At 43.5% G+C, this 22821-nt stretch carries 19 protein-coding genes; 13 read left to right on the top strand and 6 right to left on the bottom strand.

Annotated elements, in window-relative coordinates; all coding sequences use genetic code 11:
* Positions 1-111 precede the first annotated feature (111 nt).
* Both AOB57_RS05165 and AOB57_RS05160 read left to right on the top strand, forming a co-directional pair.
* Positions 112-627 carry a deoxyuridine 5'-triphosphate nucleotidohydrolase gene (locus AOB57_RS05165; protein WP_054297878.1) on the top strand — a complete coding sequence of 172 codons (516 nt, stop codon included), beginning with the start codon at positions 112-114 and terminating at the stop codon, positions 625-627.
* Between the two features lie 76 nt (positions 628-703).
* Entirely contained in the window at positions 704-1501 is a 798-nt protein-coding gene (locus AOB57_RS05160) for a 2-amino-3,7-dideoxy-D-threo-hept-6-ulosonate synthase (RefSeq protein WP_054297879.1), read from the top strand.
* Between the two features lie 1146 nt (positions 1502-2647).
* Here AOB57_RS05160 and AOB57_RS05155 read toward each other — a convergent pair.
* Entirely contained in the window at positions 2648-3643 is a 996-nt protein-coding gene (locus AOB57_RS05155) for a radical SAM protein (protein ID WP_054297880.1), read from the bottom strand.
* Between the two features lie 922 nt (positions 3644-4565).
* Between AOB57_RS05155 and AOB57_RS05150 the strand changes: the two genes are divergently transcribed.
* From AOB57_RS05150 to asd, 4 genes are all read left to right on the top strand, one after another.
* Positions 4566-5663, top strand: coding sequence for a CobW family GTP-binding protein (locus AOB57_RS05150; RefSeq protein WP_054297881.1), 1098 nt, complete (start codon positions 4566-4568; stop codon positions 5661-5663).
* A 91-nt stretch (positions 5664-5754) separates the two neighbouring features.
* On the top strand, positions 5755-6063 hold the full coding sequence (locus tag AOB57_RS05145) for a hypothetical protein (RefSeq protein ID WP_054297882.1): 309 nt from the start codon (positions 5755-5757) through the stop codon (positions 6061-6063).
* Between the two features lie 231 nt (positions 6064-6294).
* Positions 6295-6477: an indolepyruvate ferredoxin oxidoreductase subunit alpha gene (locus AOB57_RS05140; RefSeq protein WP_054297883.1), complete on the top strand. Its 183-nt coding sequence runs from the start codon at positions 6295-6297 to the stop codon at positions 6475-6477.
* Positions 6478-6566: 89 nt separating this feature from the next.
* Positions 6567-7595, top strand: coding sequence for an aspartate-semialdehyde dehydrogenase (gene asd / locus AOB57_RS05135; RefSeq protein ID WP_054297884.1), 1029 nt, complete (start codon positions 6567-6569; stop codon positions 7593-7595).
* A gap of 106 nt (positions 7596-7701) precedes the next feature.
* Here the strand turns inward: asd and larC are convergent, their stop codons facing one another.
* Together larC and larB are read right to left on the bottom strand one after the other, a co-directional pair.
* Positions 7702-8892, bottom strand: coding sequence for a nickel pincer cofactor biosynthesis protein LarC (gene larC / locus AOB57_RS05130; RefSeq protein WP_054297885.1), 1191 nt, complete (start codon positions 8890-8892; stop codon positions 7702-7704).
* A gap of 34 nt (positions 8893-8926) precedes the next feature.
* The gene (gene larB / locus AOB57_RS05125) at positions 8927-9733 is read right to left on the bottom strand and encodes a nickel pincer cofactor biosynthesis protein LarB (RefSeq protein WP_054297886.1); all 807 of its coding nucleotides are present in this window, start codon (positions 9731-9733) and stop codon (positions 8927-8929) included.
* 187 nt (positions 9734-9920) lie between these two features.
* Between larB and pyrH the strand changes: the two genes are divergently transcribed.
* The 4 genes from pyrH (at position 9921) to AOB57_RS05105 (ending at position 14205) form a co-directional block, all read left to right on the top strand.
* Positions 9921-10622 carry a UMP kinase gene (gene pyrH, locus AOB57_RS05120; protein ID WP_054297887.1) on the top strand — a complete coding sequence of 234 codons (702 nt, stop codon included), beginning with the start codon at positions 9921-9923 and terminating at the stop codon, positions 10620-10622.
* A gap of 375 nt (positions 10623-10997) precedes the next feature.
* The gene (locus AOB57_RS05115) at positions 10998-12173 is read left to right on the top strand and encodes a hypothetical protein (RefSeq protein ID WP_054297912.1); all 1176 of its coding nucleotides are present in this window, start codon (positions 10998-11000) and stop codon (positions 12171-12173) included.
* A gap of 159 nt (positions 12174-12332) precedes the next feature.
* Positions 12333-13448, top strand: coding sequence for an ABC transporter permease (locus tag AOB57_RS05110; RefSeq protein ID WP_054297889.1), 1116 nt, complete (start codon positions 12333-12335; stop codon positions 13446-13448).
* 91 nt (positions 13449-13539) lie between these two features.
* Positions 13540-14205 (top strand): ABC transporter ATP-binding protein, encoded by a 666-nt coding sequence (locus AOB57_RS05105; protein WP_054297913.1) that lies wholly within the window; start codon positions 13540-13542, stop codon positions 14203-14205.
* Between the two features lie 90 nt (positions 14206-14295).
* On the opposite strand, the gene AOB57_RS05100 is transcribed toward AOB57_RS05105, so the two are convergent.
* Entirely contained in the window at positions 14296-15219 is a 924-nt protein-coding gene (locus AOB57_RS05100; protein WP_054297890.1) for a ribose 1,5-bisphosphate isomerase, read from the bottom strand.
* A 71-nt stretch (positions 15220-15290) separates the two neighbouring features.
* Positions 15291-16079, bottom strand: a complete 789-nt coding sequence (locus AOB57_RS05095) for a helix-turn-helix transcriptional regulator (RefSeq protein WP_054297891.1) — start codon at positions 16077-16079, stop codon at positions 15291-15293.
* A gap of 860 nt (positions 16080-16939) precedes the next feature.
* On the opposite strand from AOB57_RS05095, the gene AOB57_RS05090 reads away from it, so the two are divergent.
* Positions 16940-17524: an FmdE family protein gene (locus AOB57_RS05090; RefSeq protein ID WP_054297892.1), complete on the top strand. Its 585-nt coding sequence runs from the start codon at positions 16940-16942 to the stop codon at positions 17522-17524.
* Complete coding sequence (gene tsaA / locus AOB57_RS05085; protein ID WP_011033548.1) at positions 17517-17954, top strand: tRNA (N6-threonylcarbamoyladenosine(37)-N6)-methyltransferase TrmO; 438 nt, start codon at positions 17517-17519, stop codon at positions 17952-17954. The genes AOB57_RS05090 and tsaA overlap by 8 nt, the downstream gene beginning before the upstream one ends.
* 99 nt (positions 17955-18053) lie before the next feature.
* Here tsaA and cobN read toward each other — a convergent pair whose 3' ends face one another.
* Positions 18054-22607, bottom strand: coding sequence for a cobaltochelatase subunit CobN (gene cobN / locus AOB57_RS05080; RefSeq protein WP_048038277.1), 4554 nt, complete (start codon positions 22605-22607; stop codon positions 18054-18056).
* A gap of 16 nt (positions 22608-22623) precedes the next feature.
* Between cobN and AOB57_RS05075 the strand changes: the two genes are divergently transcribed.
* On the top strand, positions 22624-22770 hold the full coding sequence (locus AOB57_RS05075) for a hypothetical protein (protein ID WP_015411945.1): 147 nt from the start codon (positions 22624-22626) through the stop codon (positions 22768-22770).
* The last annotated feature ends 51 nt before the right edge of the window (positions 22771-22821 follow it).

Below are 22821 nucleotides of genomic sequence, written 5' to 3'. Positions count from 1 at the left end.
AAATAATAAAGATAATGATATTAGTGATTCTGATAAAAAATCTGAAAAATGACGATGTTTAGGGAAAGGAATCCGAAACTGTAATAAAGAATCTTCGCAATTACAATTCAGATGACGCTTTTATCCAGTACCGAATTGAGAAAACTTATACAGGCAAATCCTCCTTTGCTTGAAAACGCTGTTGACATCGAGACCCAGATCCAGCCTAATGGGATTGAACTTACCCTGAAGGAAATAAAAACAATAGAAGGTCCTGGAGCTGTGGATTTTGATAATTCTGAAAGAAAGCTGCCAGATGGAAAATCCCTTGAATTCGGCAGTGATGGCTGGATTCACCTGCCTGAGGGAATCTATAAGATACTTTTTAATGAGGTTGTAAATATTCCCATGAACCTGGCTGCAATTGCAAAGCCACGATCAACACTTATTCGCTGCGGGGCTACCCTTGAGACTGCAGTATGGGACGCGGGATACAGGGGGCGCAGCGAGTCATTGTTGGTAGTTTATAATGCTTCAGGCTTCAGGCTGAAAAAAGACGCACGAATTATGCAGCTTTTATTCTATACGCTGGACACCGAGGTAGAAAAAGGATATTCAGGGATATACCAGAACGAAAATACAAAATGAACTCTTAAAAACGATGATAGAGATCTTTAGAAAATATATCGATAAGTATTTATTATCTGATCTGCAATATAACAGCATGAGCACTATAGGTAAATCCATAAGGATGGAACGTATCTTCAATCGAAATACGGGTAACGCGATTATTATTCCTATGGACCATGGAGTTAGTGCAGGTCCGATTGAAGGGCTTAGAAACCTTCAGGAAGCTGTAAACAAAGTCGCAGAAGGCGGGGCAAACGCCGTACTCGGGCACATGGGTCTTGCCAAACATGGACACAGGGGATACGGGCATGATGTCGGTCTTATAATCCACCTATCAGCTTCAACTTCTCTTTCCGCTGATCCGAACCATAAAGTTCTGGTAACAAAAGTAGAAGAAGCTATAAAAATTGGAGCCGATGCGGTATCGGTTCATATAAACGTAGGGGCTGAAGACGAGTACGAGATGCTGCAGGGACTGGGCTATGTGGCAGGAAAGTGCGATGAATGGGGAATGCCTCTCCTTGCCATGATGTATCCACGCGGAAAAAAGGTTCATTCTGAATATGATGTGGATGTTGTAAAACATGCAGCCCGGATTGGAGCCGAGCTTGGGGCTGATATCATTAAGACAAACTATACCGGAAGCCCTGAAACCTTTAAAGAAGTCGTTGAAGGATGCCCTGTACCTGTAATCATCGCAGGCGGCCCGAAAATGAATTCTGAAAAGGAACTGCTGGAAATGATTGAAGATTCTCTTGAAGCAGGAGGAAGGGGTGTAGCTATTGGAAGAAATGTTTTCCAGGCTCAGAACCCCACAGGTCTTGTCCGCAAAATTGCAAAAATCGTTCATGAAGGCGTGAGTGTGGAAGAGTTATCGAAATTAGGCAGGTAAATCTGAAGATTAAAAGCCTGATTTAGAAATTATAATTTGAAATTAAAAAAGACAAAAACGGGCGGAATTTAATTTGACAAAAACGAACGGAATTTAATTTAGACAGAAAATATAGTGTTAGAAAAAACGATGTTAAATCTTTCCAGTGGAAATGAAAGGGTTTTAATTTTTTTAGAACCTGAGATGAAACACCCTCAAACTAAAAACTTAATTCTCATAGCCCTATCCACCTGAAAATCCTTTAATCGGTTGCGATCCCCAAAATACTATTTTCTACTTTTGTTTATTTTATTATTATCGTTATTTTCTTTATCTTCTTAATCTTCTTTATCTTCATTGCTTTCTTTATCCTTTTTATCTTCGTTATTTTCTTTGTCCTCTTTATCTTCTTTATCCCTTCTTTTCAGATTTTTACCTTTGAATCTCTCCGGTTTATTTTTTTCTAAACAGGAAACATTTAAAATTTTATATGAGTCAATCTTTTGGACTCTTTTTTTGAATTTATTACCCTTAAAGTTGTAATTTTAACAGATATTTCTCAGGAAAGATTCCCCAGAATAAATCACTCAAGCATGGTATTCAGAATAGGGAGAACAACTGAGAAGAGTGAAAGAGATCAACTGAGAAGAGTGAAAGAAAACAACTGAGGAGAATTAAGCCGGAACTCATGTATATATTTCATTGAAAACAGGTTGTTAACCTGTAGATTCCAGTGGAAATAAGGGGATGCTGAAGCTCCCAGGAAAGTAGATAAAAAGATAAGAATGAATGCGCTTAAGTGAATAAATATTTACAGGCCCTCAAGCGAACTTTAAGAGATAAAATTGCAGACAAAGTGCCTGTGAGTCCTAAACAATCAAACCAAAACGGAAAAGAGAGACTTTCTAATATGAAAATGAAAATATTAGAGATAAATTGAGGAGTATATAGAAAAGAAGCAAAAAAGAGATAAACGAAAGAAACACAGATAGTAAAGAAAATTAATCCGCAGAAGTTTCCAGTGGAAATGAAGGGGTCCCTCTTTACAGAGATAAAATGAGGTAAGAATCTCAAAAAACAGAGCATAGATAGCGGAGAATTGAAGTAAAAAATAAAAAAATCTGGAAAATTACAAGTAGATAAGAAAAATTGGAGAAAAGTTAGGAATTAGAGATCAACAAAGGGAACAAGATCACAGCCTGTACATTTCAAGCACATGGTCTTTGCAAGCCCCGGATTGAGCCCATACTTCTTGAGGATTTCGGCTTCAAGTTTTGCGAGTTTTAACAGGCGTTCAGGGGACGGACGCTCAGTAAAACAGTCTCCAGCCCTCAGAGGATGCGGGTTTACCGGCCGCAGAATAGGGATTACTCCCATTTTTGCAAGTGTATTGACTCCCTCCCTTACAGAATCGTCACTTTCTCCAAGCCCGATTATAAAGTTACTGAAAACCCGGTTTTTTCCGAAAATGTTCACAGCTTCCTTCAGTCTATCCAGAATATAGTCAATAGAGAGATCTTCGCAAACTTTTTTGAAGATATCCCTATCCATAGTCTCAACATTATATTTGACTTCAGAAACCCCTGCCTCATAGAATTTTCTGGAACAGCCTTCCGTAGGATACACCGAAACTCCAATAGGAACGTTGTACTTTTTGAGAGCAGGAAGCAATTTGAGCACACGCTCCACCTCTCCTTCGAGAGAGGTTTCAACACCAGAGGTGAGGGAAATGGCTTTAAGATCTCCAGCCTGTAAAACCTCATCAATTATGCTCAGAACTTCCTCCTCACTTTTAATATGTCCCTTCAATTTGGGCACAGGGCAGTATTTGCAGTCAAATATGCACCTCTCACAAAGAGTTATAAAAGCCTGATCAGGACAGTGGGCAAGCGCAGGTTCAAGTTTCCCCTCCACAAGTTTTTTTCCCATATAGAAAAGCGCAACACTACCTTCGTTCTCATCTTTCAGAATAGAAAGTGGAGAGTTTTCTCTTACGCTCAGCCTTACTCGCGTTTTTCCCGATCTGAAGAATACTGAGCCTGTACCCGCTCCGGGACCCGCAGTTGATCCCCGAGCTCGTGGAATAAGTGAGGGATCTACGGAAACTGAACCTATTGAAATAAGGAAAGCTTTCATTTCCGGTGTAATTGACCTGCTTTGCATGCAAATGCTCCTTAAAGTAATTACAAAATGTAATTAATATAATTATAGAGCGATTGTAAAGTGATAATAAACAGCTACAAACGATCGTAATGTTAACACAAAGGAATTCAAGTTGATTATTTTTGTAGTTCCGATCTTCCCTCATCTTTACCAGGAGATATATAAATTATTCTTTTGACACAATTTATATTGTTTCCGGCCAGACCGGACCCGAGAAAATTTCCTGTTTTGCTTTGAATTCATCCTCTCAAACCTGAAATTCGAGCTTGAGAGGTATCTAAATTTCCTTAGTAAGACTAACCTTATTTCATAGATAGCTCTAAAGAAAATCCTATTCTCATTAAACTATCAATCAAATCTCGAGTTTAACGGGATAAAAAGAAGAGCAAGAGTTCAGCTAACACAGGCTAACTATGTTATAACAGTAGTATGATGTTAGAATAACATGCTAATGTTATAGTTATGCAATAATTTATAGAAAATAAAATAACGATATATGTTAAAAATTTTAAATATAGTTAATGCATAGTATAAATTGCGTTCTCATCCCTTTAACACCCCACTATTTAAATATCTACTCCGCAAGAAAGTGGATAAATCGGAAAGAGAATCAATCAAAACTCGCAACCCATGAACCCTATACCTCAGTATCTCTTCTCTGAGAATAAATCCCTTAAAGTCGTTCGGAACTTCCAGGTTCTTGGATGAGAACGCAATCTATTTTCAACAAAATTAAATTATATCGTCGGTCCTCCCTTCGAAGTACCTTATTTCTCGGACCGGCTATCTTGCCAGAAAATCGAAGATTTTCTGTGATCCCGAAGCGGAACTCGGGTGAGACTGCCAATTTTATATATTAAACAGATTATATTTCTCATACCGCCTAAAAACAAAATTACTGCACGAAAAAGAGGAAAAAGGCATGAAAGTCATGATCATAGGAGGTTTTCTCGGAAGCGGGAAAACAACCACTATACTGAGAATCAGCAGGCAGCTCAGCAATGCAGGAAAGAAGACTGCAATCATTGTAAACGAGATTGGGGAGATCGGACTTGATGGAGATATCCTTACAAGCCCTGGAATTGTAACCGAAGAGCTCACAAGCGGCTGCATCTGCTGCACACTCAGAATAAGCATGCAGTATACCCTTCAGACCCTTGAAGAAGAATATGAGCCTGACATTGTTATCATCGAACCGACAGGGATTGCCTTCCCGGGGCAGATTAGGGAGGAAATAGAAACGATGGAACTCTCCGAGCTTTCTTTTGCCCCGGTAGTGACTCTTGTAGATCCCGGTCGTTTCGGGACAGAAGCAAAAGAGATCCCAAAGTTTATCGAAAATCAGATAAGGGAAGCTGAGATTCTCTGCATAAACAAGATTGATATAACCCCTACCGAAACTATCCTTGCAGTTGAGAAAATGCTCTGTGAGATAAATTCTGCAGCCAGAATCCTGAAATTCTCGGCAAAACATGAAGATGAGAATTTCGAAAAGCTGTTTCTGCAGCTTGCTGTACCTGGGTTTAAAAAACCTTCCGAAGAAAAGAAAAACTCTGTTGAACTCTCCGAAGTTTCGGCTTATTCAGTTCTCTATACCCTTGGACCACAGTATCTAAGTCCTGAAGGAAGCAAACAATTTATAGAAGAAAATCTCCGGAAAATTCAGAATGAAATCCGGGAAATTAATTCTGAGTTTGTAGGGCATGTGAAGCTTTCCATGAAACTCTATGAATCTACGGCCAAGGGCAGTGTAACCTCTCCTACAGAAGTACCTCAGATAGAACTTATTCAGACCGGGGAAAGTGAGAAAGCAGAACTCAGGCTTCTTTCCGCTGTTACAAAGGTCCCGAAAAATAAGCTTATAGAGATTGTGGAGAGTACTCTTGAAGAGAATCTTGGGAAATCAGGAATAGTTTTTGAGAAAGAAATTCAGGAGCATGAGTATAATACTGGAAATCATATCGAACATGAAAAGGAGCAAATATGCAGGGTTAATATATTGAAAGATATGAAAACTTGAGGCTTAACTAAGAAAGTTGCAATTACACACTTATCCTTTTCGGAACTTTTTAAAAGAAATGGCTTTAATAGAAAAATAATGGTGTTTCTGCATGAGTGAAGAAGTCGATGAACTTGATGCGTATTTCGATAAAATAGGTGAGCCTACTGAAGGCGAAGCTGTCAAACTGGAACATATAATGATGGAAAAAGTTGCCATAAATCCTGCAAGAAGAAAGCTTCTCCGGATAGTTGGAATCTTCGGAAAGACTGAAAAACAATTAAAGGAAGAATCAGGATTAAACGATTTCCTCTTTAAGTTCAATATGGACTTCCTGCTAAAAGAAGGCTTTCTTAAATATGAAGAAGGAATGTATCGCCTGACTGATGCCGGAATTGCTATGCATGATTCAGTATGTTGAATTCGTTTTTTTACTTTTTTTATTTATAAATTAAATAGTATATTTTAATCCCCGGCTAGTTAACTCCATCCTGATTTTGAAGGCTGCATTTTGTTAAAAAGCGATAAGTTTTTATGTTTATCTTGTCAATGGCGTTATGACCAAACTTTTCGATAACCTATGGAAGTTTCAAAAACGTGATGTACAATTTCCAGGTATATATCGAGCAACCAAAAGGAGTGTGAAAAAAATATGCCAACAGTAGTTAATGCAGATGAATGTTCAGGATGCGGAAGCTGCGTCGATGAATGCCCCTCTGAAGCAATCACCCTTGATGAAGAAAAAGGAGTCGCAGTGGTCGACCAGGACGAATGCGTAGAGTGCGGCGCATGTGAAGAGGCATGCCCGAACCAGGCAATTAAAGTAGAAGAATAAAACGGCAATTAGTTGGAATAAGCTCTTTATTCCACTTTTCTTTTTCCTTTTTATCAATCATTTTTTCTTTTTCGGAGGTAGCTTTTTAGATGGTAGCAATTAAAGCGGGTATTTTAGGCGCCACGGGCGCTGTAGGGCAAAGATTTGTAGAAGCACTTGCAAACCACCCCTGGTTTGAGATTACAGCCCTTGCAGCATCCGAGAGAAGCGCTGGCAAAACGTATAAAGAAGCCGCAGGCTGGAGGTTAGACACTGCTATGCCGGAAAGCGTCGAAAACATCGAAGTTGTCCCGGTAGACCCAAAAACCGTAGATGCAGATGTTGTTTTCTCGGCACTTCCTGCAGACCTTGCCCTGACAGTAGAACCCGAATTTGCAAAAGCCGGTTTTGCAGTCGCAAGTAATGCCTCCTCCCACAGGATGGAAAAGGATATTCCTCTCGTAATTCCCGAAATAAATTCAGAGCACCTCGAGCTTCTCGAAATCCAGCAGGACACAAGGGGATGGGACGGATATATCATTACAAACCCCAATTGCTCCACAATTGTCATGGCCCTTACCTTAAAGCCTCTTATGCAGTTCGGGCTCGAAACCATACAGGTGGCTACAATGCAGGCTATCTCAGGCGCAGGTTTTTCCGGAGTTGCCGCAATGGCAATCTATGACAATGTAATTCCGTACATAGGAAGCGAAGAAAAAAAGATGGAGACCGAAACTTTAAAGCTCCTTGGAGAGTTCAACGGCTCTGAAATCGTGCCTGCAGATATAAGTGTCAGTGCTTCCTGTCACAGAGTTCCTGTTGTCGACGGGCATACCGAAGCTATCTGGGCTGGAATGAGAGATAAACCAACGCCTGAAGAAGTAAGAGAAGCTTTTCTAAGATTCGATCCAAAGCTTGGAGAACTTCCTTCCGAACCTGAGAGAGCCCTGATAGTAAGGGACGAAATCGACAGACCTCAACCGCGCCTTGACCGCAACATGGGGAAAGGCATGAGCGTCTCAGTAGGCCGTATAAGAGAAGGAATCCGTTATATCGCAATGGGACATAATACCGTCCGAGGCGCAGCCGGAGCAAGTGTACTGAACGCAGAACTCTTGCATTCCATGGGCAAACTCTGACTTGGATAGAGAGAATAATGAAAATTGAAGTGAAAGCCTTGAAGTTTCAGGCTTTTGCTTTAGAATTATATTCTTATTTCTATATATCAGCACCCTTTCGTGAATCTCAGGAGAAAAGCTTTCTTGCAGCCTCCTCTGACTTTCTCATAACCTCTTTAACAGGAACTCCACTCGCTTTTGCGATCTTTTTGCAATCCTCAAACTCAGCAGAGATATTCAGCAGGACGCCCTCAGAATCCCTGGCGACCTTGACCGCAGCTTCATATATCTGCCCGCCAACCTCAAATTTAACCGATTCTATCCACCTCGCAGCCATCAATCTGTGCCGGGTAGGGATAACCCTTACTCCCAGTGACCCTGTCTCGATAATTATCTTCCGGGCAAGCTTTGCAGTGTCCTCTGGTTTTGCAATAACTTTGATAACATGAGCCGGACGGCCTTTCTTCATTGTTGCCGGGAGAATTGCGACATCCTTTGCCCCCATAGCAAGCAATTCTTCAAACAGGTTGCCCAGGATTTCTCCGCTCACATCGTCAGCATTCGTTTCAAGCACTTCAATAATGTCAGGGATCAGACAGGAGTCAAGTTCAGACAGCACCCCCTGAAGCACATTGGGTCCTGCAAGTTCGGAATCACCAGCGCCGTAACCTATTGAAATCACCCTGCCCTGAGGAAAAGCTTCAATGGATCTTGCGAAATGGGCGAGAATAGCAGCTCCTGTAGGAGTAAGAAGCTCTTTTTGTTCAGTTTCTCCCCTGAAATAGAATTTTCCTTTTCTGAGAATCTCAAGGGTTGCAGGAGCCGGCACAGGCAGAATACCATGTGCGCTTGTTATTGTTCCACTGCCCACGTTTATAGGAGTACAGTAGATGGAATCACATTTAAGGGAATGGATAGCTGCAGACGAGCCAATTATATCGGCAAGGGCATCACTCTGACCAACCTCATGGAAATGGAGGTTTTCAAGGTCAGGCTGTCCATGAACAGAAGCTTCGGCTTCAGCCAGCCTCATGAAGATATCAAGAGCACTTGCTTCCACTCTGGGGGGCAGTCCTGCAGCTTTTACCGCGTCCACAAGTTCAGGATATGTGCGGACATGCTCTTTTTCAGGCACGTTTATCCGGACATCCAGGGCTTTTATTCCTTTTTTCACAACTTCTTTTATATCCACGGATACATTGGCAGAAGCTTCTATCAGTTCTTTAACCATATTTCGATCAGCCCCAAGGTCAAGAGTGCATCCGAGGATCATATCTCCTGCTGCTCCAGAAAAAGGGTTGAATACAAGAGCTTTCATAAGACTCCTTCCTGCATTTCAGTCCACTCCGCTGTTACTTTCCTTCTTGCTCAACTCTGTCTTCCCTGCCGCGGGTGTAGGCAGCCGCGATCATATTTGCGATCCTGGCAGCGTACGCTCCCGCAACAAATCCTGCATCAATATTTACAACTGCAAGTGTGGAACAGGACTGGAGCATGGCAAGCAGGGCAGCTTTTCCTCCGCCACCCGCTCCATAACCTGTCGAAACCGGAAGCCCGATTACAGGTGCGTCAACCAATCCCGAGACTATGGTGGGAAGCGTCCCTTCCCTTCCGGCTGCAACCACGATTGCTCCCGGCTTCGTAGCTTTCAATTTATGCAGTGCCGGGATCAGTCTGTGGATTCCTGCGACTCCCACATCATAAACCGTAACGGTCTCACAGCCCATTTCCGAGGCTACAACCCTGGCTTCTTCCGCAGCCGGGATATCGGCTGTGCCTGCTGAAACAATCCCTACAATCCCACCTGTTCTGGGGGCAGGCGTACCGTCATGGATAACAACTGTGCGAGCCCTGCTGTTCCATTCAAGTTTATCCTCGCCAAAAGCTTGCTTTAGGACTTCAACATGTTGCGGCGAAACCCGCGTAATAAGGGCTCTTTTGCTCTCTGCAACCATGACCCTGGCAATCTCCACAACATCGTCAGGGCTCTTACAATCAGCCAGGATGGCTTCGATCACTCCTGTCCGGCTTTTCCTGTGAGAGTCAAGCTTTGCTATATCGGTATAGGAAACAAAACCAAGACCGCGTGCTTGCTGCTTTGCAGTTTCAAGATCCATTTTTCCTTCCTTGACAGCCCTAAGTATATCAGTAAGATCCATGTAACACCTGCACTAAAAAAATTTACCTGCTTTAAAGAACCATGAGCTTAAACAATAAGTGGTCAAGCAAGAATTTATGGTTTAGGGGTTTTTAGGGCTTCTCGTTATATGGGATTTTTGGTAACTTAGCGAAAAAATACACAGCGATATATTTAAAAATCCGAATTGTTAATGTGTAGAGATCATCATGCTCATAGTACTCTCATTAGGCGGTTCAATTCTCGCAAAAAATCTTGATCCTGATAGTTTTTTAGAATATGCGGAAGTCCTTCGGAAAATCTCCAAAAAACATACTCTGCTTGTGGTAGCCGGGGGAGGAGAAGTGGCACGGAGTTATATCGATACTGCAAGGGCAGTTGGTGCTGATGAAGTAACCTGCGACTATATAGGCATTGAAATCACTCGCCTGAACGCACGATTGCTTGCCGCAGCCCTCGGGCCCGATGCCTCTCCGGAAATCCCGACGAATTATCTTGAAACTGCAAAGGCTATTCGTCCCGGGAAAGTAGTTGTAATGGGCGGGGTTACTCCTGGCCAAACTACAGACGCTGTTGCTGCAATTCTTGCGGAGTTCCTGCGGGCAGACTTGTTGATAATCGCAACATCGATTGATGGAGTTTATTCCGCAGACCCCAATTGTGATCCTTCGGCAGTAAAATATGATCGGATCTCCCCTGAGAAACTCATAAACATAGTCATGTCAATCGAAATGAAGGCAGGCTCCAAATCTCCTGTTGACCCTGTAGCCGCAAAAATTATCGAACGCTGTAAACTCGATGCCCTTGTTATGGATGCCCGGAACCCTGCCACGCTCGGCCAAATTCTCGACAGAGAAACCGCCAAAAAATCTCCCATATCCTGCGGAACCTGGATCACAGCAAAATTGTAAGGGTTAAACAGGACTCAGACAAAGCTCAGCCCAGTTTTTGGTTCAAGCACAAACATGGCGTCGCTTGACCAAAATCGTTGAGCTGCAAGCTTTTTAAGAAAAGGCTTGACCGAAAACGCTGTTTTTGATCAAACTTTTTTCCAAAAAGTTTGTGGTCAAGCTCTTTTTTGAAAAGGCTTGCGGAAGATGAAAAGTTAAACATAGGGGTTCCGACATACATTTCAATTAGCTTCTAACGTACACTCCAATTAGATTCAGATATACATCTCAATTAAGTTCTGATATGTTCCATGTATGGAAAACAGACCAGAATGCTGGTTTCTGTTTCCTGAGGTTTCTATCCTGAAGTTCCTAAAAAGAAGGAGGATTGGGGTCTTGAACCGGCTTGAAAAAAATAGTTCTTTTAAACAAAAAGAAACTACTTTCCGCTTTTTTTCCGCGCTTCTACTTCTGATTATGGTCTGCTCCTGGATCAATCCTGCTTTTGCAGCGGCAGGTGAGAAAGCCATTGGAGAGAAAAGGCAAATGGATGCCGTTATTACAGATTTTTTCTCAGATAATGAATTTGCGGATGTCACAGTCCAGTTTGAAAAACCTCTTGAAAATGCCTCTCTTATTTTTACTTTGAATTCGGGAAAGAAACTGCTTAAATCGGAAACTTTCTTCCTGGGTTCCGTGGAAAAAGGTCGGAAATTTACGAAAGTCCTGTTCTGGGGAGTTGAGAAGGATTTTAGAGAAGACAGAGATTCTTATACGGCACAGGTTTTTGTGAAAAATGGTAGTGAAAGCGTGGGCTTAAAAGAACTCTCATTTTCCTACCGGAATCCAGCGCTCTCAAAGCTTAAGCTTGTGGATTTTTCGGCAGATTCCGAGAAGGCTTCCGTTTTGATGAGTCTTACCAATCCTGCAGGTTTTGGAAGTGTACAGCTACCTGAACCCGGTGTGGTAGATCTTGATCTGAAACTGCTTTCGGGAACGGATGTGATATACTCTGAAAAACAGAAAAATATCCCTGTTACAAACACCTATTATAACGCAAGTTATTGGCCTTTCCTTCTGGAGAAAGGTAAAAACTATACTGCTTTTTTGAAAGTTCATTCCCACTCTCCTGACATTACCACAGCCTATAGATCAGATTTCATAGCCCAGGAAAAGGTAGAGATTCTTGATCTTGATATCGATGTGGATGAATACGGAGCAAGTATCACTATTATCGGAAGATCCCAGGTACCTTTTGATGGCTTTATAAGGGTTGTGCTGACGTCTGAGAATGGAGAAGTGCAGGTTTTTGAAGAGACTCCAGATATCCTGACTGCGGGAAAGGAAGATACTGTAGGAATAATCTGGCAGGGAGTCCCGAAGGGGGACTATAATGTAAAGATTTATGTGCTGAACCTCGAAGGAGAAATTCTGGACAGCCATGAAACGGTTCTCAGGGTCTTTGAGCCCGTCACCGAAGCAAACCCTATCGAGGAGTCCCCAGGCACTGGCTTTCTCGCAGCTATGGGAATTATCCTCTGTGCTGGAGTTCTTTCTAGTAGGAAAAAGTAAGCAAGAAGCTCTAAAAAAGAGAGAAAAGGCTTGAGAGTTTTAGAAATTTTTAGGGCCCTTAAAATCTCAGAAACTCTGGAAATTCTTAGAATTTTAAGAATTTAAGAACTTTAAAAGCTATGAAAGTTTAAAGCTGTAGAATTCAAACACAGGATCATCATGTTTGACCTCATTATTCGAAATATAATGAACAGGAAGGTCAGGAGCGGGCTGACAGTTTGTGGGATTGCCCTCGGGATATTTGCAGTTATCGTTATGGGGGCAATGTCTGAAAATTTCCACCAGACCTTTGAACGTTCCATGAGTGTGACAAGCGATAAAATCCGGGTTTTTGCCGAAAGCGGAGTCTTCGGAGGCGGACTCACGGATGATAAAGTAAGCGATGTACTCCGGGTGGCAGGTGTAAAAGACGCTTATGGGCTTTTAATGACCACTTTCGATGAGGACAAAATGGGAATGACCGGAAAACAGATCCTGGGTGTTCCCCCAGAGAAATCCAGTGTTGCCCTTTATCCCGTAGAATTGAAGGCAGGCCGTTTCCTCAATCCCGGGGATTCATACAATGTTGTTGTCGGGAGCAACATACAGAGGGAATATAAACTCCAGATAGGGAGCAAGTTTGAGATCCATGACAAATATTTTACGGTTGTAGGAATCCTGGATTACACTGGCTCGATTTTTGACAATGCGGTAATTATACCTCTCGAGACTGCGCAGGACCTCTATAGTGTAGGCGATTCAATTTCCTATATCTTCGCAGTGCCTGATGAGCGGGTAGATGCTGAAATGCTCTCCAAACGCATAGAATTCAGCGTTAAAGGCACAAGCACCCTTTCTCCAGGTGAGCTTGAAGTGCAGGCAAGGCAATCTTTTATGATTTTTAGCGTAATCACTATCAGTTCAGGTCTCCTTGCAGCAATCATAGGCGGGCTTTGTGTGATGAATACAATGCTCATGTCTGTTGCCGAAAGGACAAGGGAATTCGGGATTTTGAAAGCCATTGGAGCCGAGACCAGGGATATTTTGCTTCTTACTCTCGGAGAAGCCTCTGTTATGGGTTTCCTCGGGGGAATCCTTGGAATTCTTGTAGGCACAGGGGCTGTTTATATCATGAATGCTTGGCTTGCAAATACAAGGATTGTACTCTTCCTGATAACGCCCAGGCTTCTTATAATTGCCATGCTGTTTGCCTTGCTAATAGGGGCTCTCTCAGGGCTTTATCCTGCATACAGGGCTTCAAAAATGAGTCCTATGGAGGCTTTGAAGCATGCTTGAAGTGGTAACTGAAGTAAAAAGGTTTAAATTTCTGAAAGAGCCGGGGAAAGAGGTTGATAAGCAAGATTGGAAAAATAAAGGTCAGAAAATCATACTGCAGGTTGAAAACCTTTCCAAAACCTATTCCCAGGGGAAAATTTCTGTTCATGCCCTTCGCTGCGCCTGCATAACCGTGAGAAAAGGGGAATTACTTGCTATAATGGGGCCTTCAGGTTCAGGGAAATCCACTTTTCTCGCCCTTATAGGCACACTTGAAAAAGCTACTGACGGCAGAGTTATTCTTGATGGCATAGACCTCACAGCTGTGCCTGAAAAACTGCTTCCTCGCGTGAGAAGGGAAAAAATAGGTTTTATCTTCCAGCACTATAACCTTATCCCAACCCTTTCTGCGCTTGAAAATGTTGAGCTTTCCCTGCGCTTTTCCAGAGTGCCGAAGAAAGAAAGGGAAGAAAGAGCAAAGGTACTGCTTGAAGAGCTTGGCCTTGGAGACCGCCTTTCCCATAAGCCTTCGGAATTATCTGGAGGGGAACAGCAGAGAGTTTCTATTGCCAGGGCACTTGCGAATAAACCTGCCGTTATCCTGGCTGATGAACCTACAGGTGAAGTGGATAGCAAGACCAGGGACTCGATTGTGCGGATTTTTAAAGAATTGAGCGAAAAAGGGCAGACAATTCTTGTTGTGACACACGACCCAGAGGTAGCAAAAGAATGTTCGAGGGTGCTAAAGATTACGGATGGGATTATTAAAGATAATTAAAATCATTGAAAGAGTGGCTGGAAACTGGAGAAGTGTCGGAAAATGGAATAAAAATAAAAGAAATATATAAAAACCAAAATTTATCTTTTCTCAAATTTCTCCAAGCTCCCAGCCAAGATGCTCTTTTATAACAGTATATGCCATTGCAGGCGGGATGATTCCTATATCGGTTACGATCATATCGATATATTCGGCAGGTGTGAAGTCAAAAGCCGGATTTTTTACCTGCACGTGAGAAAGCTCTTTCAGGACTGCTGGATCTATGACCTCTTCTGCATCCCTTTCTTCGATCTCTATGGGGTTTCCGACAATAGTGCTCGGGCTAAACTTGAAGGTCTCGGCAGCGACCATGAAACTTTTCCGGGCTTCATGGGCGGCAAGGGCAAGCTGGGAAGTTCCAATCTTATTTACCAGGGCGCCGTTAGCTGCAATGGCGTCAGCCCCGACAATAACTTTATCCACGTCTTTCATGTAGTAACGCACTGCGGAATCTACAATCAGGGTTGTAGGAATTCCGAAATCGTTAAGATGTTGGATTGTCAGTAAACCCTGGCACCTGGGACGGCTTTCAGTGGAATATACCGAGATGTTTTTTCCGTCCTCAAAGGCTGTCGTGATAATAGAAAGAGCAGCGTGGGAGTTGCAATGGGTCATGATAACGTCCCCGTCCCGGATTCTTCTTGACCCGATTTTCCCAATTTTTCCAAGAGCCCTGTCAGCTCTTTCAATAAAGAGGTTTGCGTTTGTAATGATTTCCTGCCTTGCGTCCTCCACATTTCCCGAAGAGTACTTTGAAGCGAGTTTTACGGCATTTGGAAGGGAGACAGCGGTCGGGCGGGTACTTATGAGAAAATCCGAAACTTCCCTTATTTTGGCACTGAATTCTTCCATTGAGGTTACGTCCAGCCCTGCGGCATAGTCCCTTATAGCCTCAGCAGCAGCTTTTGCAATCCTGCCTGCGCCCCGGATTTCCATTGTCCGGATTTTTTCTGCGGTTTCCTGAACTTTTTGCATAGTATAAAGGATAGTGAGAGTGCAATTTATAACTATCTTCCACCTGTTCTGTAACCTGCCCTGACAGAAGTTCAGATTTCGGTTATTCTGTGAGAGATATTTCTGTAGTAAGCAAAAAGGTCTTCTCCCCACTGGAGGGCAACCGGATCGAAGCACAGGACATCTTCTTTATGGTCAAAAGTGCCGTCAGAAAAAGGCAGGGTAAGAGACAGAAACCTGTCAGTAACTACATGGGAGAGTTCTATTCTGCCATCACAGACGTAAAAACTCGCATTTTCGAGTTTAAGGAACTCACCTAACTCGGTCCCGTACTCCGTTTTTGTTCTTTCATAAACCGGACGGGTTACAAGGATGGAAATTTCAGCTCCCTCCTTTGCGAAAGTAAGGAAAAGAGATGGATAAAGAGGATGAAAAATAGATGCAATGCCATTTATTTTTTTTGATTTCATAAGGTTTTCTACAAATTCCCTGTGAGGCTCAAACAAACGTGTCCTGTCAGGAGGTTCGGAAAACGTGCAGTTAGCCAGTTCTCCTATCCGTTTCCGCAAAGGATCGGGTATGGACTCGACTGCATGATTCGCCCAATATTCGTATTTACTTCCGAAAACGTTCAGGACATCAATCATTGGCTGCATTTTGCCAGCTACCGCTATCCCGAGAGGAGACAGGTTGTAAACGTCGCCTGCCTTTAAAACCAGAGAGCTTTCTCTCAGTTTTTTCAACTGAGGAAGAATTGCCACCAGACCTACGTTCAAGCTTTCTTTGATCTCTGAGATTGATTTTGGCCCATCCTTCAAAAATAAAATAAGATTTTTCCTTTTTTCGGAGAGAAAAATCAATTCCAGAAGCTGGCTGTTCATGTTTTTGTTATATATGCAGCTACTTAATAAATATCTTCCTCATTATGTAGATGCAATTATACTGAGAACCGAACTATTAACAACCTGCTAAAGGCTTAAAATAAATGTCTGACTAATGCCAAATTATATATTTTTTGTGCAGAATCAAATATTAGAGATCATTAAAAACGTTGAAGTATAGAAAATACAGAATGTACAGATCATACTCTCAGTCCAATAAATTGAGTTTTGAGACGGCTAAATAATTTAATGCGAGGCAAATTTCAAAGTCGTATAGGTTATATACGTCTATAACATAAAGAGGAAGTCAACGATTAAGAGTTAAGGGGTTTTTCTCTTAGTCGTAGGGGTTGAATCACGCGATTGGGAGCCTATCAGAGGTGGCAAAAGGCTCCCAATTATAACAACTATTTTTGAAGAGTCGTATGTACAGTAAGATATTACTCTTAAGGCTTTTTTCACTTATATACTGGACAGGACAGATTATTGATTATTTATACTATATAAAGTAAACTGAATCACGTCCTTCACTAATAACGGAAAAGGTTAAATTCTACCTGCATTTTTCCATAAGTATCCAGGCACATTGGAAAATTCTGAGTTAAGGTTCATTAAATCTGAGTTGAGGTTCATTAAATCTGAGTTGATGTTCACTAAATCTGAGTTGAGGTTCATTAAAACTGAGCTTCGAAGACAAGCCTGTTCTTATTACGAGAAATTATTTTTGTAACATTAATTGAATAAAAAATCTATAAATAGTATCTGGATTATATGAAATTATTTAACCAAAGTTAATCACTTCCGTATGAGTCTAAATGAAAATTTAATGGAATAGGAACAAAGAATCAGGAGTCAAAAAGTTGAATTTCGATACCGCAGTACAATTTCATGGACATGTTTGCCCTGGGCTCTCCATTGGCTACAGGGTAGCAGTACTTGCTGCTGAACGCTTCAAAGATCGAAGCAAAGATGAAGAGCTTGTCGCAATTGTAGAAAACCGGTCCTGTGCCGTGGATGCGATTCAGGCAATTAACGGCTGCACCTGTGGGAAAGGGAACCTTATTTTCAAGGATCACGGGAAACATGTTTACACGTACTTCAAAAGGGGCGATAACAAAGCCCTGAGGATTTCTCTGAAACCCGATGCTCTCCCTCAGGACGAAAAGCATATTGCACTCTTTGCAAAGCTTAGAGCTGGTACTGCCAGCTCTGAGGAGGAAAAAGAGTTTAGAGAATCTCACAACGCAAAAAGCCAGAGAATCCTGGAAATGCCGGAAGAGGAACTTTTCCGTGTCAGTGAAGTGAATATTGAGCCCCCGGAGAAAGCCATAATCTACCCCACAGTCATATGCAGCAAATGCGGAGAAGGATTTATGGAACCCCTGGGAAGAGTTAAAAATGGAGAAATTGTCTGCATCTCCTGTTTTGAGGCAAAAAATGAGTGAAAATTCAGAAAATGCTCCCGAAAAAGTTGAGTTTACCCCCATAGGCTACGTGGAAAATGACTACTTTAAACCGGAGTATAAAGAAGAGGTCTATGAGAAGGTTTCAAAAATTGTCCTGAGAGAAGATCTGGTAGACGGCCTTTACAGGGTAGAAGAGCTTGAAAAACTCTATATCCTCTTTTATTTCAGCAAATCGGAAGGTTATAAGCTGATACACCGCCGCCGTTATGACGGAGAGATGTCAGGGGTCTTCGCAAGCAGAAGCCCATACCGGCCCAATGGGATAGGTCTTACCCTTGTGGAGCTCTTGAAAGTAGAGGGCAACGTGCTCTATGTAAAAGGCCTTGATGCCATCAATGGGACGCCTGTACTGGACATTAAGCCATACATGAAAGACCTTGAAGAAAAAGAGAAAGAAAATACGAAGTGAAAAATCGCAAAAAAACAGTATCTAAAACCGATAAATCAAAAAATAAAGCCTTTTTTCAAATAAAAAAGAAAAGGGGAATTACCCTTTTCTAAGTTTCATTTACATTTTCTTTTTCCGGAATCCCAGATAAATTCCACCCACCACTGCTACCACAAAGAGAGTTCCAATGATATCAGCTCCTGAGAAGGACATACCACCACTTTCCGCTCCTTCAGACGATTCTTCTTTCTGCATCTCATAACCTTCCACGTAGTCAGGATCTGCAGATTGTCTGACCTCAGGGGCAGGTTCAGGGGAATCCACACCATATCCTGCATCAGAATTCTGAACGGTCTGGTTGCTGACCGGTTCTTCGGTGTTTGATTTGGCAGTCTGGTTAAGTTTTTCGGCAACACTCGTCTGGTGCCCATTGCTGCTCCTATGCTCTTCAGTCCTTTCCTGCTTAAGAGATTCCTGCGTAGCCTCTTCAATCGCTTCGACAAAACCGGGTACTGATACAAGGCCCGATACGTAGTTGTTGAGGAGAGAATTCCCACAGGTGTGGTGGCAGCAGGTAACCCCGTCTTCAACCACGGACTCTGCATATTCCTCAGCCAGGCTTTTGAGGACATCATCCGATGCATCCCAGCTCCCCTTGCGGGCGGTCTCCAGCATCCGGGCAGTCATGGACTGGTATGCGTAGGGGTTGTTCTGCTTTACCCAGTCGCTGAGTTCCTGGTCTGCCATATAGGTCTGGTATACCTTATTCCACATATCATCGCTGATCAAATCCGGGTTTGTGGCTTCCCAGCCCCAGAGGTTTTCAACGAAATCCGACATTTCCCTTGCTCCTGCATAGCCGTTTCCCTGCATGCCGTCAATCCATCTGGGATTGAAATATCGGGAATAAGTTTCCCTTTTGAGGAATTCTTCCAGGGTTTCGGTTTTCTCATCCCCTCCGGCCAGCATATTCGTAATAAATGAATCAGGATACTCCCCTCCGGAAACGGAACTGACAGCAAGATTCAGCCCTCCCAGATACTGGAAAAAGTCATCGTTGTCAAGGGTCCCGTAAAGGTTTGTGCTCCGGCTGTGAACTGTGGCTTCAACCCCTTCAAGGTTCTTTTTGAAAAGGTCCTTAAGGTTTTCGCCCCAGACGTTTTCTCCGTAAGCATTGCACATCCTGTTGATGTAAAGATCTGCAAGAGCATCATTGCTCTCCCAGGTATCACTTGCTGAAACAGCGTTCGGAAGCCCTGTGCCGTAGGCGCCGTCCTCAGACCCGAAAATCCTGAGCAAGGAAAGGTCCAGTGCCTCACTTTCATTAAGGGAACCCTCACTCATCAAAGAGGTCTTCAGAGCATCAGCATTTTCCCGGATATAGTTAGGGGAATCCTCCTGGGCATAAGCAAGTTTTACAGCTTTATCCAGCAGGCGCACCTTGTCAGGATACATATCCCTGTAAAGCCCGGAGATCTGGATTACCACATCAATCCTGGGTCTCCCCAGAGTCTCCATAGGGATAGCTTCCACATCAACCACCCTGCCGCTGTTCCATACAGGCTTTACCCCGAGTAGAGAGAGGATCTCTGCTTCCATAACCCCTTCATGCCTGGTAGTCTCTCCTGCCCATAGGACATAAGCCACTTTTCTCGGGTAATTCCCGTGCTCGGCGAGATATGCTTCAAGCATCTGGTCAGCCATCTCCTGCCCGAGAGTCCAGGCGGCTTCCGTCGGAACTATCCTCTGGTCAAAAGCATAAAAGTTTCTCCCCGAAGGCAGTGCTTCAGGGTTTCTAACAGGGTCTCCTCCCTGGTTTCCGGGGATGAACCTGCCTTCAAGGGCATTTAGGACCTGCTGGATTTCCTCTTCCCCGAGAGCCAGGTTTGCAGCGTATTCTTCTGCACTGACGAGGAAGGTACTGACAGTCTCATTGCCTGTCCCGAGGACCTGCACCTGAGCCTCCGTGGAATTGACTCCCTGGTTAAGGACAAGATCAAGCAGATAGAGCTGGGAACCTTCGGTTTCATTGAATTCACTAACAGAATCGGCAAAGTCAGTCCCTAGCATGGAATTCACCATACCCACAAGCTGTTCCCCTTTCGGGCTTGTACCCAGGATATGCAGCCCGTAAGGCATTGATTGGCCCTTGTATTCATCCAGCAGCTCTTCAAGCCCTTCAAGGAAAACGGCATTAAAGTAAGTCTCGTTATTTTCCGCCTCTGTCATATTGAATTCTTCATCCAGGGAGAGGGATAAGGTTAGGTTTAAAACTTCAGACCTGTGAGCAGCTTTAAGGGAAGCATCTGCCTCTGCCTGCCCATAGTTGTGGATAGCTTCGCTCAGGTTTGCATAATCCCCATAGCTTCCCGCAGAAACAATCGGAGGGACAAGATGGTCGACTATTACTGCTCCTCCTCTGCGTTTTGCCTCATTTCCTTCCCCAAGCCCGTCCATAACGTAAGGATAAATAACAGGTAAGTCCCCGATCATCAGGGAAGGCCAGTCATATCTCGAAAGCCCGAACTCTTTTCCGGGAAGCCATTCCTGAGTCCCGTGCCTGCCGAAATGCACAAGGGCATCACTACCAAATCCGCCTTCTTCTTCGGAGTGCTGGAGCCAGAGATAGAACGCAATGTACTGGTGGTGAGGAGGAAGTTCAGAATCGTGATAAAGGGCTTCACTGTCATCAAGCCAGCCTCTCGAAGGCTGAGGAGCCAGAAGCACGTTATCCCCTACCTCAATTCTGGGGATTACAAGATATCTTCCACTCTCGTTTTCCCAGACCATGATCTCTCCAGGAGCAGGGCCCCACTGTTCAATAACCTCCTGCTGTTTCTCTTCAGGAAGTTCAGAGAACCATACTTCATATGTGCTTTCAGGGACGAGAACTACCTTGCCTGTAGCAACCATCTTCTCGAGTTCTCCGGGAGCCCAGGTACCTATATTGATGCCCTGGGTAAGCATCAGATTAAGTAGCTCGGTTTCATTCAGGGACTGGTTTTCATTAATGGCATATCCTCCGGCAGCCATAGCATCAAGCAGGCTTGACAAACTTGGGACGACATCGAGGTAAGAAGCCCCTATGTTGTCCTTTCCTCCTCCGTGGTTATAATAAATGATAGCAACTTTCTTGTCGGAGTCAGGAATTTCCCCAAGGTTTACCCAGCTTTCAACCCGGTCAATGAGCCAGTCTACCTGGTAGTCTATAGAAACCGAAGTCTCGGTCCCGGTTTCGGGATCTATTTCAGTGGCAGCCATTATTACCGGGTCAATAGCTCCCCAAAGTTCCTGCAAATCGAGTTTCATCATTTTATCCGCGGGAAGCGGCCTGCTGCTAGCTTCATACCCGGTCCTGTTCATGTAATTGTTAACTATGCCGTTGATTACAGGCACATCAAGCCCCTCGGCATCAAACTTGTTTCCAAAGTACGTAAAAGAGATGATAGCGTCTACAAGTACCTCGTCACCCTGCTTGAAGAAATCTCCCGAGGAAAGGTTATCAGACCCGTAAGTAGCAATAACATTGTATTCTCTGGCTTCCAGTTCCGAAATCAGAGCGTCAATGGGCTCAATCTGGAAGGGGAAATAACTCTGGTACATGGTAATAGCAACCGTGGGCTTTGCCGGATCGTAAACATGTCCTCCGTCACTCCTGTTAGAGTACCAGGTGAGGTATGTATCAAGGGAATCGGTGAAGTAACCTGTCATGTTTGTATGGTAGATAGCCCTTTCAGGAAGTGTGTGTGGGTCCTCGTACAGGAGGTCAGTTCTGCCGCAGCAGTCACTGGCTATGCAGAATAAAAGATTTTTCAGGTTACTCTGGTCGTAAGCCCCGTTGAGCCAGTAATTGTTGAGTTTTTCCCTGTAGCTCTCTATCAGGTCTGCAGGAAGAGGGATGCTCTCGTTCAGCAGGGTATCGTCGTCGATAACCACACACCCGTTAGAAATTGCGCTGTCTACTGTGGGTGTAAGCTTCCGGGCAGTTGAAGGGCTGAGCATGTTGATGTAGATGATATCCATACCGCTCAGGTCAACATCGTTTTCCATAACATAATCAGCCATAAAACAGCTAAGGGAAAGGTTCAGGCTGCTGTTGCCGTTGATCTCCTCCATCAGGTTTTTGAGGGGAAGTTCATGGCTCCGGTACCCGGTAACAATAGCAATATCAAGTTGCTGACCGGGGCTTGAGTCTACAGGAGTTTCCTTTACCTGCTCTCTCAGCAGAAGAACTTCTGTGAACCCCAGAGAAATAGGGTCTCCTCCCATCTGTTTTTGTCGGGTGAGCCCGCGGATTGAAGAGGCTCCTTCCAGGGGAACTCCACTGCCCTTCAGGTCAAGAATTGCCTGGGATTCGGTTTCATCAATATCCCTGCTTGAAGTATCGAGGTTTACAGAAAGATCTGCCCCCTGAACCTGGATCTGTTCATCGGCACGACGCCATTTGTCCTCACTGGAAATAGCAACAAGAGTATAGTTTCCATTGGGAATACCGGAAAGCAGATAGTTTCCCTCAGCGTCACTTGTAGTGTTAGCAACAAGTTCGTATTCCGTGCCTGTACTGCCCGCCGCCGGAGAAGAAGAAAATAGCATTAAAAGGATTAAAATTGTCAATCCGGAAGCCTTAATTTTTTTGTTAAAAGAATTTTTATCAACATTAACCTGTTCTTTCATAATCCTGCTCCAGAATATGATTAAGCTTATTGCTGTGAGAGCCACTTATCGCGGAATTGTTCGGATGCCTGCAAAATACTTTATAATTTTATTTACAGGATATCGCCGCCAGAGATACCAGTACATTCTGGTAGAAAACCCGGACTACACAGCAAAGAAATAACAAAAGTAAACTTTACCTGTCATTCAGGGAAAAACATCACTCAAATATTGG

The organism is Methanosarcina flavescens, assembly GCF_001304615.2.
In the GTDB taxonomy this organism is placed as follows: domain Archaea; phylum Halobacteriota; class Methanosarcinia; order Methanosarcinales; family Methanosarcinaceae; genus Methanosarcina; species Methanosarcina flavescens.
Note: the sequence above shows the minus strand (reverse complement) of the source record. Positions and strands in the feature narration are given on the sequence as shown.

Coding starts and splice junctions, on each gene's coding strand:
- AOB57_RS05165 (WP_054297878.1), top strand. CDS start 112: ATGACGCTTTTATCCAGTACCGAATTGAGAAAACTTATACAGGCAAAT.
- AOB57_RS05160 (WP_054297879.1), top strand. CDS start 704: ATGAGCACTATAGGTAAATCCATAAGGATGGAACGTATCTTCAATCGA.
- AOB57_RS05155 (WP_054297880.1), bottom strand. CDS start 3,643: ATGCAAAGCAGGTCAATTACACCGGAAATGAAAGCTTTCCTTATTTCA.
- AOB57_RS05150 (WP_054297881.1), top strand. CDS start 4,566: ATGAAAGTCATGATCATAGGAGGTTTTCTCGGAAGCGGGAAAACAACC.
- AOB57_RS05145 (WP_054297882.1), top strand. CDS start 5,755: ATGAGTGAAGAAGTCGATGAACTTGATGCGTATTTCGATAAAATAGGT.
- AOB57_RS05140 (WP_054297883.1), top strand. CDS start 6,295: ATGCCAACAGTAGTTAATGCAGATGAATGTTCAGGATGCGGAAGCTGC.
- asd (WP_054297884.1), top strand. CDS start 6,567: ATGGTAGCAATTAAAGCGGGTATTTTAGGCGCCACGGGCGCTGTAGGG.
- larC (WP_054297885.1), bottom strand. CDS start 8,892: ATGAAAGCTCTTGTATTCAACCCTTTTTCTGGAGCAGCAGGAGATATG.
- larB (WP_054297886.1), bottom strand. CDS start 9,733: ATGGATCTTACTGATATACTTAGGGCTGTCAAGGAAGGAAAAATGGAT.
- pyrH (WP_054297887.1), top strand. CDS start 9,921: ATGCTCATAGTACTCTCATTAGGCGGTTCAATTCTCGCAAAAAATCTT.
- AOB57_RS05110 (WP_054297889.1), top strand. CDS start 12,333: ATGTTTGACCTCATTATTCGAAATATAATGAACAGGAAGGTCAGGAGC.
- AOB57_RS05100 (WP_054297890.1), bottom strand. CDS start 15,219: ATGCAAAAAGTTCAGGAAACCGCAGAAAAAATCCGGACAATGGAAATC.
- AOB57_RS05095 (WP_054297891.1), bottom strand. CDS start 16,079: ATGAACAGCCAGCTTCTGGAATTGATTTTTCTCTCCGAAAAAAGGAAA.
- tsaA (WP_011033548.1), top strand. CDS start 17,517: ATGAGTGAAAATTCAGAAAATGCTCCCGAAAAAGTTGAGTTTACCCCC.
- cobN (WP_048038277.1), bottom strand. CDS start 22,607: ATGAAAGAACAGGTTAATGTTGATAAAAATTCTTTTAACAAAAAAATT.
- AOB57_RS05075 (WP_015411945.1), top strand. CDS start 22,624: ATGATTAAGCTTATTGCTGTGAGAGCCACTTATCGCGGAATTGTTCGG.